Origin of the sequence: Jeotgalicoccus sp. ATCC 8456, assembly GCF_016313225.1 — a bacterium.
Lineage (GTDB): Bacteria > Bacillota > Bacilli > Staphylococcales > Salinicoccaceae > Jeotgalicoccus > Jeotgalicoccus marinus.
Window position 1 is genome coordinate 231875 of record NZ_CP066224.1, and the last position, 12242, is coordinate 244116.

Sequence of the window (12242 nt, forward strand, 5' to 3'; positions counted from 1 at the left end):
CAAGTATTTTAAGGGTATTCGGATTATCGTGTGGAAAAACATTATAGCTGGTAGATTTTTGCTAAACTAAGGTCAGGCTAGTTGAAGAGTATCTTTTATTTTCTAAGTAATTGTGGTATCATAAAAATGAACTAGAAAACTGTAGCTAGGGTTCCGCTATCTAGGTAGGTCAGTGACCGAGGGCTACATCTTTTACAATATGTAAAAGGCACCTATTGACATAAAAGGTCCGAGGGGAAGGTTCAGCGTAGTTGTTATGCGTTGAAATCTTTCTCTTCGGCTCTTTTTTTATTATTTAGGAGGTATTTATCGTATGAAAAGGATCGATGATTTGAAAGCTGGTGTTGCAGTTATTATTTTGAATGAGGAGAACCAAGTCTTGTTGCAAAAAAGGTCCGATGTAGGACTTTGGGGTATTCCTTCAGGCCATATAGAAATAGGGGAAACAGTTTCTGAAGCAGCTATTAGAGAAATAAAAGAGGAAACCAATTTAGATATTAGAATTAAAAAGCTTATAGGTGTGTACTCTGAGCCTGATTCTCAGGTTTTTACTTATCCAAATGGAAGAGTAGTGCATTTTATAACAACTTGTTTTCTTGCTGAAATTACTGGGGGTGAACTACGATGTAATTCTTCTGAGTCACAAGAAATTCAATTTTTTGAACAACAAAGTTTACCAAGAGACTTATTGAAAATGCATCCTCAATGGTTAAATGACGCCCTTGCCAATGATGACTTAGCTTTTATTCGTTAAAAAGTAAATCCTTGTTAAGTTAACGGGGGGAATAGTAAAAAGAGGGGTTCAGATAAAAAATTCCACACTATTTTCCGATTACCCTATTTTAAAAACATTTCTATGCAGATACAATATATGGCTTGAACAACCATAAAAACCGCCGGAGCTCATCGCCTGGCGGTTATACATAATTTAATTTATTGAATATCTATCATTTAACTTATCAGTATGAGCTTTGAACACTTCTTCTAAAGAAATATCGTATTTATTTGCGATTACAGATACATTCGCGAGGACATCACCAAGCTCTCCAATTAATTCGTTTCTATTTTCTGCGTAGGACTCTTTCTCTTCATCCGGTCGATCTCGACCGATTTCTAAAGAGCGGATGGCTCTAGCAACTTCTCCGGTTTCTTCAGCAAGAAAGCCAATTCTTATAAAAATATCTAGATCTGACCATCCACGACTTTTATAATATTCTTCCACCCATTGTTGAAATTCAGTAGCGTTCATCTGTATTCCTCCCAATAATTATTCGATTGTTATTATAACAAAAGAGAGATTATAGATAATATTTAACCTGAGTCATTTAGGAAGAGGGGTTATTTTTGTTTCTGTATCTAAACAACAGAATACATGTTCCGTCTTACAAATTTTTTACATATACATTAAATTATATGTAAGGAGCTGTAGTGAGATGGATAAATTTATTTTTATTGACGATTCAGGTCAATTATCTAATAACGAAAGACATGAATATTTTATATATGGATGCTTGTATGTAGATGGTCCTGATGCGATTCAAGAAGCAAAAAACAAGGTAAACGCATTCTGTAGAAAAAGAAAAATTAAAGGCGAAATTAAAGGTTTCCATTTAAGTGGTAAAGATAGAAAAAAGTTACTCCAAATCCTCGGTGAAATTGATGGGATAAAACAGTATTTTGTTATGACAAAAAATAGTGAATTAAAATTCGTGAACTTCAAAGATCCAGCATCTGTTAAAAGGCATAAACAATATTTAATCAGAAGAATGATTGAAAAGTCTTTAGAAAAGAAACATTCACAAAAGAAGATGTGGTGCATTTAAGGATAGATAATGAAGTGTTTAATAGTGAAGCAGGATTGGTAGATTTTGAACATTATTTAAACAAGTATTGGTCAAAACTGGGTGAATTTTATAGTCAGCAATTTTATTGGGATTTTATGCCATACATATTATCGCAGTTCAAAGTAAAATATCTAGATTCAAAAGATGACAGGATGATTCAGTTAGCAGATTTGATAGCTAATACAAAATACAAAAGATTTAAGGATAATCCTAAGTGCGGGTCAGAATACTTAAAAACAAAATATTGCTTAAAACTTCCAGATAAGGCAGTATATAATAGTCCTAAAACCAGAAGAAGAAAGATAGAAAATTGATAAAAATACAAAAGAGTGATATTATTTAATTAACGGCATGATGTCCGTTTTAACAGTAAGTAGGTCGAAAAGATTCTAAGCGTATGTTAAGTACGTGACCCTTATTGGTAAGCCTCTTCGGAGGCTTATTTTTTATCTTTACACATAGAACATACGTTCGATATAATTACTCAAGAGGTGATTATATGGACTATCGTGAGTTCCCACAATCTGAGCTGAACAGTAACATTCCACAAGGTAGAACTATGGTAAAGTGGGCACCATTTGCGACCATGCCTGAGCAGTATGAGAATGTAGACAAGATGATTGAGTCACAACTCCACATGCCAGAACCTTCATTAACCGAGGACTTAATGCAGGAGTTAGAGTTGAAGCTACGTAACTTATTAGACTGTAATGTTGTATTGCGTTACTGGAGTGGTGGTTATGAGCACCAGATCGAGTGCAAGGTAGAGCATATAGACGACTGGAGTAGAGTGGTTACAGTGAGTAAAGGGGCTAACTTAATATATGTAGAGTTTAAGCATATATACGAGGTTAGAAGGTATGATTGGATATAAAAAGACCTGCCTACTCAGACAGGTCTTTACTAATTCATCTGTTACAATTAAAACTTTAATATTCTTTTGAGGTTTGATTCATCAGCTTTTCAAAATCAGTATCACTAATATTTGATTGTGTAAGTGTGATTAAATGCCCGTCAGGATCTTTAACAGTCATTTCTTTTGCATTCCATGGTTTCTCCTCTAATTGAGACACAATAAATTTCTGTGAAATACTTTGTGCTTTATCTTCAATGTCGTTGATTAATATATTTAAATATATTGAATTACCAACTTCAAAATCAGCACTAGAAATTAGCATTAAGTCCTGATATTTCTCAAGTCTTAAATGATTCATAAGCACTTCGTTTTTGTCGTTTCTAAATTTAAAGACACTTTTAAAACCGAGTGTTTTCTCATACCATTTCTCCGACTTCTCCATATCTTTTACCAGTACTTTGTTAAACATTGGCATTTGATAAAATTCCATTTTTATCACCTCCTCATAAATTGATTATAGAGGCTGACGTAACGTAAAGGTCAACGCAGAAATTGAAATTCACCTAATTTATCGAATTCTTTAAAATTCGTTTATATGAGCAAATGTGGTATAATGAAGATGTAAACGATCAAGCTATTTATCTACTCGGTTTATAGCTAAGTTGCAAGTTACTTTAAAACTTGATACTAATGTAAGACATAAGGGCTTACCAGTTGGCAGGTAACAAAAAAACCTGACGTTTAAATTGGAGAGTCCCTACCATAAGTGGGAATTGTAAAATATACAAAAATAGTGTACATGAACAAAAGCCACCTGGGAAGAGGTGGCTTGATCATTATATATTCATTTATGTTAGAATGTTCTATAAATTAAAAGAATGAAATGATAAATATTAATGAAGAAAGTAGAGGCTTTTAATGATTCAATCAATTAATCACGTTACATATTCTGTATCAGATATTAATCAATCTATTATCTTTTATAAAGACATTTTAAAGGCAAAAATTTTAGTAGAGAGTGATAAATTAGCCTATTTCATATTAGGTGGCTTATGGTTAGCATTAAATGAAGAAAAAGATATACCTAGAAATGAAATCCAATACTCGTATACTCATATGGCTTTTACTATTGAAGAAAGTGAATTTGATGAATGGCACCAATGGTTAAAAGATAACAATGTGAATATTTTAGAAGGACGTAAAAGAAATACAAGAGATAAAAAATCAATATACTTCACTGATCCAGATGGACACAAGTTAGAACTACATACAGGTACATTACAAGATAGGTTAGATTATTATAAAGAAGAAAAGCCACATATGAATTTTTATGAATAGAATGAAAGATATAGAAGAAACAATTCAAGAAATAAACTCCATGTCAATATTATGTCAATCTAGCCTTAGAAACGTTGATATGGTGGGAAAGAATAATCCCTCCCAGGACGCTAATTATAAATCAGAAAACCCTTACGCCCTTAGTGGACGTAAGGGTTTTTTGATTTATAAAATTACTCCTGTAAATTTTCATTAATTATTGACCTGTTGTATAATTAGTTACATAAGCTGATATAAAAGAGAGTGGAGGGATTTTGGTGAAAACTGCAAAACTGTCAGATATACGTAAAAGAAATGCAGAAAGAAGAGAGCGTGGACTTCAAGCAGCCAAACGTGTTAATCCTAGCTACTACCCGGGAATGCGTGCATTCGATAAACCACGAAATAATCCAGAGAAACAAAGAATTCTCGAAGAGCTGCAGGAGAGAGAATATGACCTACAGCATAAGTGAGGCAATGAAGGTGGAGAACAGAATGGGAATAGAAACAGGTACCGGTAAGGCATGATTTAATGAATCACGAACAAAAAGGTACTTCATAGAAAGAAATTGGAAATCAGGCGATAAAATTTTGGGGTCAATACTAATGAACCCTAGTCGTGCTGATGCAATAAAAAATGATGCAACTATAGAGTTGTTAATAGACTATGCAATAAATAACCACTATGACGGAATGTGCGTTGTAAATATCATACCGATAATAGAACCAGACTCAACAAAATTATCTGATGTTCAAGTCGTTTTTGAAGCAGTAAAAGATGATGAGCAAAAAGAGGCTTTCATGTATATGTTAAATAAATGTGAGGATGTATATGTAGGTTGAGGTGGTAAAGGAAATAAATATTTCCACTATCTATTTGAAGGCAATAATTCAGAAGAAATTAAAGAATTAAAAGCAGTCTTTAATAAAAGTAAATTTTTTGCGACATATTTGAGTTCAAAAGGATATCCATTCCATCCTAAACAACGTAATAAAAATACTCTAAAAAATAATTCAGAACTCATTGACGTAACAACTCAAATAAAACAAATGATTACTTAATTTATTATGTCAAATTGAATATCTGATTAACAAACAAAGTATCATCATACAATCAGATCTAAATAAGACCTACCTACTCAGGCAGGTCTTTACTAATTGATAATGGTGCAAATTAGTACTTAAAATTCCTTTGAAGTTTGATTCATTAGTTTTTCAAAATCTGCATCACTAATATTTGATTGCGTAAGCGTGATTAAATGACCGTCTGGATCTTTAATAGTCATTTCCTTTGCGTTCCAAGGTAGTTCCTCCAATGGAGACACTACAAATTTCTGTGAAATACTTTGAGCTTTATCTTCAATGTCGTTGATTAGTATATTTAAATATATTGAATTACCAACTTCAAAATCATCACTAGAAATTAGCATTAAGTCCTGATATTTCTCAACCCTTAAATGATTCATAAGCACTTCGTTTTTGTCGTTTCTAAATTTAAAGACACTTTTAAAACCGAGTGTTTTCTCATACCATTTCTCAGACTTCTCAATATCTTTTACTAGTACCTTGTTAAACATTGGCATTTGATAAAATTCCATTTTTGTCACCTCCTGATAAATCGATTGTAGAGGTATGCGTAACGTAAAGGTCAATACAGAAATTGAAATTCACCTAAATCAACGAATTCTTTAAAGTTTTGTTTAGATGATAAAATTAAAAGGCATATCGCCTGAGTAATTCAGGAAACATACCTTAAAATCAGCCTAAATCTAAAAGTTCAATTTTTGGGTAGCACTTCATTTATACCCTATAATTACAATTTAACATAGAACAGCAACAGTATTTATTTTTTATTATAATAACCGCCTTGAAAGACATCAAGGCGGTTTGTCTATAATAATAAACAAATGTAAATTAAGAATATATTTAGCATAAGTTTTTTAATGAGAGAATGAGTTAAAACGTTATAACTTGCTTAAATTTATTATTTTATTCAGGTGTAACGGTATATATTGCTTTTTCACCACTAAAATTCATGAAAGGTGAAAATTCTAATTCTATTTCAGAAGGCTCGCCTATAATAGCGAAGGATTGCTGTCCTAAGATTGAACGTCCAGCAGATACGCCATCCATTAAAGTGGCTACTGGATAAGTTTCAGCCTTGCCACCATCTACATACAATTGTATATCCATACCAACAGGGTAGTCTTGATCAGTGTTGTTCTGTATAGTTACATCTAGCATTAGAACATTATCTGGCTGAATTTCTGCAAACTCATTTCTTTCATCTGTGTAGTACGCATCGTCTAATGTGAAAGTAATATCATCAATTGTTACAGAATCTCCACTAGATAAGTTACTTTCAGAAGTTTCTGTTTCTTCTTCAATAACTTTCTCAGTATCTTCAGCTTCACTTTCATCAGTAGACTCTTCTGATTGGTTATCAGCATCATCTGATGTAGTATTTGTTGCATTATCACCACCACCAATTACAGCAATGCAACCTCCCATTAGTACAAGTACTAATAAAATGATGATGAACCATTTCAAACATCCGCCACGTTTTTTCTGTGACTTCATTTCTTGCTCTGACATAACATAATCCTCTTATAATTCTAATATATGTAAATTTACTTTATAAATAATAGGGCATAGCCCTAGTTATTTAACATACTATGATGAAACATAAAAACTCAAAACTGCATTGTATTTTTACCGTATTAATTCTCACAGCAAGTTTTATTATATTAAATTATCCAAAATTGTTATTATTTATTGTGAAATTAACATATTTCTTCATTCAAGTAACGATAACTACACAACAAGATACGATAAAATATATATAAGTAATGTCGAGTGATTCCAATTGTATATGAGTAATATATAGAAAGAAGGTGATGGAAATGATATTAAAGCAGCTGAATGATTCCATTGATTATATAGATGAGAATTTAACATCCAATTTAAGTTTAAGTGAGATTTCAAATTTTGTGGGATTGCCCGGACAGCATTATAAAAAATTATTCATTTTTCTTAGTGGCATGAGTTTATCTGTATATATAAAGAAGAGAAAACTGCATTTTGCAAACATTGATTTATTAAACAATGAAGCAGTAACAAGTGTAGCAACTAAATATGGTTACTCAGTTGATGGGTTTACAAGAGCATTTAAATCTTGGAGTGGGTATCTGCCTTCTCAAATAGCTGAGGAACAAGTTTTAATTTCATTTCCTAAGCTTTCCTTTTCGATAAGTACAAAAGGAGGAACAGACATGAAAACGAGAATTGTGGAGCAACCTGTATTTAAAATAGTGGGTATTCAAAAACGCGTACCTATGCAATATGAGGGTGTTAATAAGGAAATAGAAAAATTAGCACAGAGTATTACGGAGTCACAAAGGAAAGAAATGCATGATGTACAGAACATTGAACCGAAAGAAGTGGTGAATGTTTCGTATGATGCAGATGAAGATTTTATCAAAGAAGAAGGCGATTTAACCCATATGATTGGTGTCTTGACGACAGTAGATAATATAAGCGATCAGCTTGATGTCATTAATATCGATAAAAGTAAGTGGATCGTCTTTGAAAATGAAGGTGAATTTCCAAAAGTTTTACAAGATACTTACGCAAAAATTTATTCAGAATGGCTACCAGAATCAGAATATGATTTAGCTGATATACCGATGTTTTCTTTCACTAAATTTAATGAAGATAATAAAAATGTCGCTTATAGTGAAATATGGGTAGCAGTTAAAAACTAAGTATAAAATCTCTAACAGGGCGTATAAAAACGTCCTGTTTTTCTTTTGAAATACAACGAATTGTGATGAATGTATAATTTAATATCTTGATTTTGATGTATGATGAGTGTGGTTAATATATATAAATGACCATTAGAAGGAGTTATGAAATAATGTTTGAATCTGTATTATTTACGAAAAAAATTACAGAGACAGTGGGATTACCAGAAATAAATACGATTGAAACTGAACCATTTAATACTGAATATGAAAGCTGTAATTTTTATATTGGGGAACAAATATATAGAAACAGAATGTCTAAAAAGACAGAAAATAAAAAAGGTTACTTTGTAGTATTTTGGACGAAGGATAAGAATAACAAGAATCGACCATATACTTGGGAAGAAACCCCTGAAAAGTTAATAGTGACAGTATTGGAACAAGATAAAAAAGGACAATTCATTTTTCCTAGAGAGGTGCTACTAGAAAAACAAATAATTAGTAAGGATAATATTAAAGGTAAAATGGCCATGAGAGTATATCCTTCATGGGAAGATGAATTAAATAAAACTGCTATGCGAACACAGAACTGGCAAAATGATTACTTCATTGATTTCACTAGTTATGTAAGTGAGGAGAAAATAAATATATTATACTAATTTATCTCCAAAATTTAATTACCTAAATTTACACTATTAATCTAAATCTACATGAATATTTCGTTTTCTAAATACATTTTCAATGGTATAATAATATACATTATATTGAAAATGAGGGAGCAGATTGTTAGGATTTTTTCTGTTTTTAGCGGTACTAAGTTTTATTATTTCATATGTGGTTTATGGAGTGTATCTGGCTACATTGTATGAAAACAAAGAGCCATATATGGAAAATGGTCAACTTAGAGATGACAAAAAGTTGATGTTAGGTGCATCTATTTTTTGCATTAGTTTTAGTATTATTTTCCTATTATTGATCACTTTGATTTCATCAAGCGTAGGAATGCAAGATTTTTGGTTAGCTTTATTACTATTTGTTTTAATCAGTTACATAACGAGTCTACTTACTGCTAGACGTCAAAAGAATAAGCAAAAACAAAATAATTTTAAGAGAATTAACCGCAATAGTTTAATTCTGTTAGTCACATTATTCATATTCTTTGGTGTGACAGACGACTCAATCGAAACTTCTTCAAATGAGTCAACAGCTGGTGAAAAAGTAGAGAATACAGAAGGTGTCGATGATGAAGTAACACAAGAAGATAGTGATGATGAACAAGAAAGACAACGAGAATTAGAAGAGAAAGAAAAGGAAGAAGCTGAAGCACTCGCAGCTAAAGAAAAAGCTGAGCGTGAGCAAAAAGAGAAAGAAGAACAGCTTGCTAAAGAGAAGGCTGATAAAGAGAAAGCCGAGAAAGAAAAGGCTGAAAAAGAAGAACAAGAACGATTAGCTGCTGAGAAAAAAGCAAAAGAGCGAGAAGAAAAGGAACGACTTGCAAAGGAAAAAGCTGAAAAAGAGACAAGTAAAGAAGGATTAATTCCTGTTACCCTTTATAGGGTAGTGGATGGAGACACAGTAAATGTACTAAATGAACAAAATGAAGAATTGAAATTAAGACTGTTGCTTATTGATACACCTGAAACTGTGCATCCAAATAAACCCGTTGAACCATTTGGTCCAGAAGCTTCAGCTAGGCTAACTGAACTACTCAATTCTGGAGAACAATTATATATCGAGTATGATGAAGGTGCAAAGACGGATCATTATGATCGAGAATTAGTTTATTTATATGTTGGGGATACTAATGTTCATGAAGTTCTGCTAGAAGAAGGATTGGCAAGAGTCGGTTACATTTATGAACAACAAAAATATTTAGACGAATTTAGAGCTGCTGAACAAATTGCCAAAGATCAGCAAATTGGTATTTGGTCTATACCAGGCTATGTCAATGAAGGTGGAGAAGGGTTTAACTCAGAAAGTGAAGAGGAAGTCGTGAGTGAACCTGCTGTTGAAACTAGTCCAAGCAATAGTGATTCGACGACAAATAATGCGATAACAGCACCACCAGCAGATACTGGCGGCGGACAGTTCTTTAATAACTGTACTGAGTTAAGGGCAGTTCATCCGAATGGCGTTTCAAGTGATCATGCAGATTACCAACCGAAGATGGATAGAGATAAAGACGGCTGGGCATGTGAAAGATAATTAGTAGGAGAAGTTTGAGGATGGTAATCTACAAAATTGTAGAAATGCATCCTCATCTTTTTGTTATTCACAATATAATATATAATGAATGTTTATTAAATATATAAAATCTAGAATCGAGGAAAATCATGTTAAGACCTGTCTTATATATATTAGCAATCGTTATCGCTAACTTTATTACCGCTTATTTTGCACCATTAGTTTTAGGCATATTCATCATACCGTGGGGGACAGTTTTCGTAGGACTGACATTCGTCTTTAGAGACTTAGTACAACTACAATTCGGACGAAGAAAAACATATTACATCATTGCTATTGGATTAGGTATATCCATACTGATGTCCATATTTTACGGAGATATGTTACCAATCACGATTGCATCAAGTTTGTCATTTGTTTTATCAGAAGTGGTTGATACAGAAATCTTTACAAGATTTAAACTCAGCTTCTACAACAGAATTATGCTATCTGGAATATTAGGTGGACTCGTTGATAGTGTTGTGTTTATTTTAATTGGACTATCACCATTGTTTACAGGCATCCTAACATGGGAGCAAGTGCCATATGCAATGCTCGGTCAATTAGTATTTAAGACATTGTCACAGTTAATCACACTGGCTATTATTCATTTTGGATTTAGAGGCATTAAGAGAGAAGCGGATGAAAAGCTTTCTTATTCATAGTTAGATAAGCCCTTGAAGTAACACTTCAAGGGCTTATCTTTATATGTTTAGTATTGAGGTTGAGAATAGCTAAGCCTGACCTGAAATTTCAACAGTATCTTCATAATAAGTAAAAACTAATGTCCCACCGCGTTTTGATGCTTGATAAGCTACAATATCTTTCTTTCCTAATTTATGTGCCCATAACGGTACGAGATGACAGTGCCCTGATACACACACCGGATCTTCTGCTACACCAAGTTTTGGTGCAAAAGTACGAGACACACATATGACAAACGGACAGTCATTATACATGACGACCAATACAAAGAATCAATCCAAATCACCTACCAGGGTCTCCAAGAGGATTTCGATAAATACCTAAACTCATAACAATCGCAATAGGGGTGTGACTTTTTACGACATTAGTGTTATTGTATATAGCTCGTAAGCAATATTGAATTGTGTTATTATAATTGTCGAAAATGATGAAAAATATATTCATTATGATTCAACTGTGAGGAGACTTATCATGAGTAAATTTGATGAACAAATACTAGTCGTAAATAGAAATACTTTATTTGATAACGAAAAAAATGCGTTTAATGGTTTTATCTCTAAGGATGATAATCGTTACAAGAACATTGTTAAACAGTTCTCAGAATTCCAAGTAAAACGCCGCGGGGATATGGAAGAGGATCCGTCTTACAAGCAGTTGATCAGCTATTGTATTATTGCCAATCAAGGCGAAACGCTTGTCTACAAACGCTTAACGGGTGGCGGTGAAGAGAGACTGCACGGCTTGTTATCGATTGGTGTTGGTGGCCATATGAACGATGTTGAAGATGTTTCTACTATTGAAGATAAACTTCGCATTAACGCGTCACGTGAGTTAAACGAAGAGGTTGGTTTAACTGAACAGGATGTAAAAAACATTGAAATTCACGGTTTAATCAACGATGATGATAACGAAGTAGGCAAGGTCCACATTGGGTTAGTTTTAAAAGTTGAAGTGGATAAGGAAAAAATCGTCAACAAAGAGGCGGATACGATTGAATTGAACTGGGTGGAAAATGATTTATTGGAAACGATGTCTCCATATGAATCATGGAGTGAATTAATTATACGTGATGCCTATGGACAATAAGATATCGACACATAAACGTTTTATTTCAAAGTTCGAGCGTGATTTAAAGTCTTATTTTGATCAAGGTGAAGATAATCAGTACGTCCAAACTTATCGGAAATATATTGAATTGACAGAGCCTAGTGATTATTTAGAAGAGTTATATTATGAGGCGCTATTAAACTTAGATGCTTATCACAGTGTCATTGATCATGCACTTATGAGAATGAACCGCGGCTTAGGAAATTATGAAACTCACATGGATTTCATGCTAGAGGCATTGACAGGTATGGGACGATTCCAAGAGGTTATTCAGTATTGTGAACAGCTTTTAAAGGAAGACTTACCACATGAATTTAGACTCTTAGTTCAACAGCGTCTCGGTCATGCGCGTCATGAATTAAATGTCTTCTACCGTGAGCCTGTCAAAAGAGATAAGGTAACAAAAAAAAGAATATCAAGGTTATGATTTCATCGATAAGATTGAGT

Annotated in this window: 18 protein-coding genes; 13 read left to right on the forward strand and 5 right to left on the reverse strand. The window is 33.0% G+C overall.

Annotated elements, in window-relative coordinates:
* Positions 1 to 313 precede the first annotated feature (313 nt).
* Positions 314 to 754 (forward strand): NUDIX domain-containing protein, encoded by a 441-nt coding sequence (locus JEM45_RS01285; protein WP_002476233.1) that lies wholly within the window; start codon positions 314 to 316, stop codon positions 752 to 754.
* 174 nt (positions 755 to 928) lie between these two features.
* Here the strand turns inward: JEM45_RS01285 and JEM45_RS01290 are convergent, their stop codons facing one another.
* Positions 929 to 1249: a MazG nucleotide pyrophosphohydrolase domain-containing protein gene (locus JEM45_RS01290; RefSeq protein ID WP_026866212.1), complete on the reverse strand. Its 321-nt coding sequence runs from the start codon at positions 1247 to 1249 to the stop codon at positions 929 to 931.
* A 184-nt stretch (positions 1250 to 1433) separates the two neighbouring features.
* Between JEM45_RS01290 and JEM45_RS01295 the strand changes: the two genes are divergently transcribed.
* The 3 genes from JEM45_RS01295 (at position 1434) to JEM45_RS01305 (ending at position 2718) form a co-directional block, all read left to right on the forward strand.
* Positions 1434 to 1823: a DUF3800 domain-containing protein gene (locus tag JEM45_RS01295; RefSeq protein WP_198687577.1), complete on the forward strand. Its 390-nt coding sequence runs from the start codon at positions 1434 to 1436 to the stop codon at positions 1821 to 1823.
* Between the two features lie 14 nt (positions 1824 to 1837).
* Positions 1838 to 2158, forward strand: a complete 321-nt coding sequence (locus JEM45_RS01300; RefSeq protein ID WP_198687578.1) for a DUF3800 domain-containing protein — start codon at positions 1838 to 1840, stop codon at positions 2156 to 2158.
* A 185-nt stretch (positions 2159 to 2343) separates the two neighbouring features.
* Positions 2344 to 2718: a YolD-like family protein gene (locus JEM45_RS01305; protein WP_051220449.1), complete on the forward strand. Its 375-nt coding sequence runs from the start codon at positions 2344 to 2346 to the stop codon at positions 2716 to 2718.
* A gap of 55 nt (positions 2719 to 2773) precedes the next feature.
* On the opposite strand, the gene JEM45_RS01310 is transcribed toward JEM45_RS01305, so the two are convergent.
* Positions 2774 to 3190 carry a VOC family protein gene (locus JEM45_RS01310; RefSeq protein WP_026866213.1) on the reverse strand — a complete coding sequence of 139 codons (417 nt, stop codon included), beginning with the start codon at positions 3188 to 3190 and terminating at the stop codon, positions 2774 to 2776.
* A gap of 428 nt (positions 3191 to 3618) precedes the next feature.
* Here JEM45_RS01310 and fosB point away from each other — a divergent pair, with 428 nt between their 5' ends.
* The 3 genes from fosB to JEM45_RS01325 all read left to right on the forward strand — a co-directional run bounded on the left by fosB (position 3619) and on the right by JEM45_RS01325 (position 4860).
* Positions 3619 to 4038, forward strand: coding sequence for a FosB/FosD family fosfomycin resistance bacillithiol transferase (gene fosB / locus JEM45_RS01315; RefSeq protein WP_198687579.1), 420 nt, complete (start codon positions 3619 to 3621; stop codon positions 4036 to 4038).
* Positions 4039 to 4295: 257 nt separating this feature from the next.
* Entirely contained in the window at positions 4296 to 4490 is a 195-nt protein-coding gene (locus tag JEM45_RS01320) for a hypothetical protein (RefSeq protein ID WP_026866216.1), read from the forward strand.
* Positions 4491 to 4575: 85 nt separating this feature from the next.
* A complete protein-coding gene (locus JEM45_RS01325) occupies positions 4576 to 4860 on the forward strand; it encodes a DUF1643 domain-containing protein (RefSeq protein ID WP_084145685.1) in 285 nt (94 codons plus the stop codon).
* 338 nt (positions 4861 to 5198) lie between these two features.
* Here the strand turns inward: JEM45_RS01325 and JEM45_RS01330 are convergent, their stop codons facing one another.
* Both JEM45_RS01330 and JEM45_RS01335 read right to left on the reverse strand, forming a co-directional pair.
* Complete coding sequence (locus tag JEM45_RS01330) at positions 5199 to 5615, reverse strand: VOC family protein (protein ID WP_198687580.1); 417 nt, start codon at positions 5613 to 5615, stop codon at positions 5199 to 5201.
* A 391-nt stretch (positions 5616 to 6006) separates the two neighbouring features.
* Positions 6007 to 6612: a DUF4352 domain-containing protein gene (locus JEM45_RS01335; protein WP_198687581.1), complete on the reverse strand. Its 606-nt coding sequence runs from the start codon at positions 6610 to 6612 to the stop codon at positions 6007 to 6009.
* 308 nt (positions 6613 to 6920) lie between these two features.
* On the opposite strand from JEM45_RS01335, the gene JEM45_RS01340 reads away from it, so the two are divergent.
* From JEM45_RS01340 to JEM45_RS01355, 4 genes are all read left to right on the forward strand, one after another.
* On the forward strand, positions 6921 to 7781 hold the full coding sequence (locus JEM45_RS01340) for an AraC family transcriptional regulator (RefSeq protein WP_198687582.1): 861 nt from the start codon (positions 6921 to 6923) through the stop codon (positions 7779 to 7781).
* A 152-nt stretch (positions 7782 to 7933) separates the two neighbouring features.
* Positions 7934 to 8419: a MepB family protein gene (locus JEM45_RS01345; protein ID WP_198687583.1), complete on the forward strand. Its 486-nt coding sequence runs from the start codon at positions 7934 to 7936 to the stop codon at positions 8417 to 8419.
* A gap of 202 nt (positions 8420 to 8621) precedes the next feature.
* A complete protein-coding gene (locus JEM45_RS01350) occupies positions 8622 to 9965 on the forward strand; it encodes a thermonuclease family protein (protein WP_198687584.1) in 1344 nt (447 codons plus the stop codon).
* 128 nt (positions 9966 to 10093) lie between these two features.
* Positions 10094 to 10648: a VUT family protein gene (locus JEM45_RS01355; protein WP_026866223.1), complete on the forward strand. Its 555-nt coding sequence runs from the start codon at positions 10094 to 10096 to the stop codon at positions 10646 to 10648.
* 69 nt (positions 10649 to 10717) lie between these two features.
* On the opposite strand, the gene JEM45_RS01360 is transcribed toward JEM45_RS01355, so the two are convergent.
* The gene (locus JEM45_RS01360) at positions 10718 to 10942 is read right to left on the reverse strand and encodes a PhzF family phenazine biosynthesis protein (protein WP_235678935.1); all 225 of its coding nucleotides are present in this window, start codon (positions 10940 to 10942) and stop codon (positions 10718 to 10720) included.
* A gap of 217 nt (positions 10943 to 11159) precedes the next feature.
* Here JEM45_RS01360 and JEM45_RS01365 point away from each other — a divergent pair, with 217 nt between their 5' ends.
* Both JEM45_RS01365 and JEM45_RS01370 read left to right on the forward strand, forming a co-directional pair.
* Positions 11160 to 11774, forward strand: coding sequence for an NUDIX domain-containing protein (locus JEM45_RS01365; RefSeq protein WP_198687586.1), 615 nt, complete (start codon positions 11160 to 11162; stop codon positions 11772 to 11774).
* The gene (locus tag JEM45_RS01370) at positions 11764 to 12222 is read left to right on the forward strand and encodes a hypothetical protein (RefSeq protein ID WP_198687587.1); all 459 of its coding nucleotides are present in this window, start codon (positions 11764 to 11766) and stop codon (positions 12220 to 12222) included. Before JEM45_RS01365 ends, JEM45_RS01370 begins: the two co-directional genes overlap by 11 nt.
* The last annotated feature ends 20 nt before the right edge of the window (positions 12223 to 12242 follow it).

What these genes read in the sequence shown, in the direction of transcription:
- JEM45_RS01340 (WP_198687582.1), top strand. Translation starts at nt 6,921, where the DNA reads ATGATATTAAAGCAGCTGAATGATTCCATTGATTATATAGATGAGAAT.
- JEM45_RS01305 (WP_051220449.1), top strand. Translation starts at nt 2,344, where the DNA reads ATGGACTATCGTGAGTTCCCACAATCTGAGCTGAACAGTAACATTCCA.
- JEM45_RS01365 (WP_198687586.1), top strand. Translation starts at nt 11,160, where the DNA reads ATGAGTAAATTTGATGAACAAATACTAGTCGTAAATAGAAATACTTTA.
- JEM45_RS01295 (WP_198687577.1), top strand. Translation starts at nt 1,434, where the DNA reads ATGGATAAATTTATTTTTATTGACGATTCAGGTCAATTATCTAATAAC.
- JEM45_RS01360 (WP_235678935.1), bottom strand. Translation starts at nt 10,942, where the DNA reads ATGTATAATGACTGTCCGTTTGTCATATGTGTGTCTCGTACTTTTGCA.
- JEM45_RS01290 (WP_026866212.1), bottom strand. Translation starts at nt 1,249, where the DNA reads ATGAACGCTACTGAATTTCAACAATGGGTGGAAGAATATTATAAAAGT.
- JEM45_RS01285 (WP_002476233.1), top strand. Translation starts at nt 314, where the DNA reads ATGAAAAGGATCGATGATTTGAAAGCTGGTGTTGCAGTTATTATTTTG.
- JEM45_RS01355 (WP_026866223.1), top strand. Translation starts at nt 10,094, where the DNA reads ATGTTAAGACCTGTCTTATATATATTAGCAATCGTTATCGCTAACTTT.
- JEM45_RS01335 (WP_198687581.1), bottom strand. Translation starts at nt 6,612, where the DNA reads ATGTCAGAGCAAGAAATGAAGTCACAGAAAAAACGTGGCGGATGTTTG.
- JEM45_RS01330 (WP_198687580.1), bottom strand. Translation starts at nt 5,615, where the DNA reads ATGGAATTTTATCAAATGCCAATGTTTAACAAGGTACTAGTAAAAGAT.
- fosB (WP_198687579.1), top strand. Translation starts at nt 3,619, where the DNA reads ATGATTCAATCAATTAATCACGTTACATATTCTGTATCAGATATTAAT.
- JEM45_RS01370 (WP_198687587.1), top strand. Translation starts at nt 11,764, where the DNA reads ATGGACAATAAGATATCGACACATAAACGTTTTATTTCAAAGTTCGAG.
- JEM45_RS01345 (WP_198687583.1), top strand. Translation starts at nt 7,934, where the DNA reads ATGTTTGAATCTGTATTATTTACGAAAAAAATTACAGAGACAGTGGGA.
- JEM45_RS01310 (WP_026866213.1), bottom strand. Translation starts at nt 3,190, where the DNA reads ATGGAATTTTATCAAATGCCAATGTTTAACAAAGTACTGGTAAAAGAT.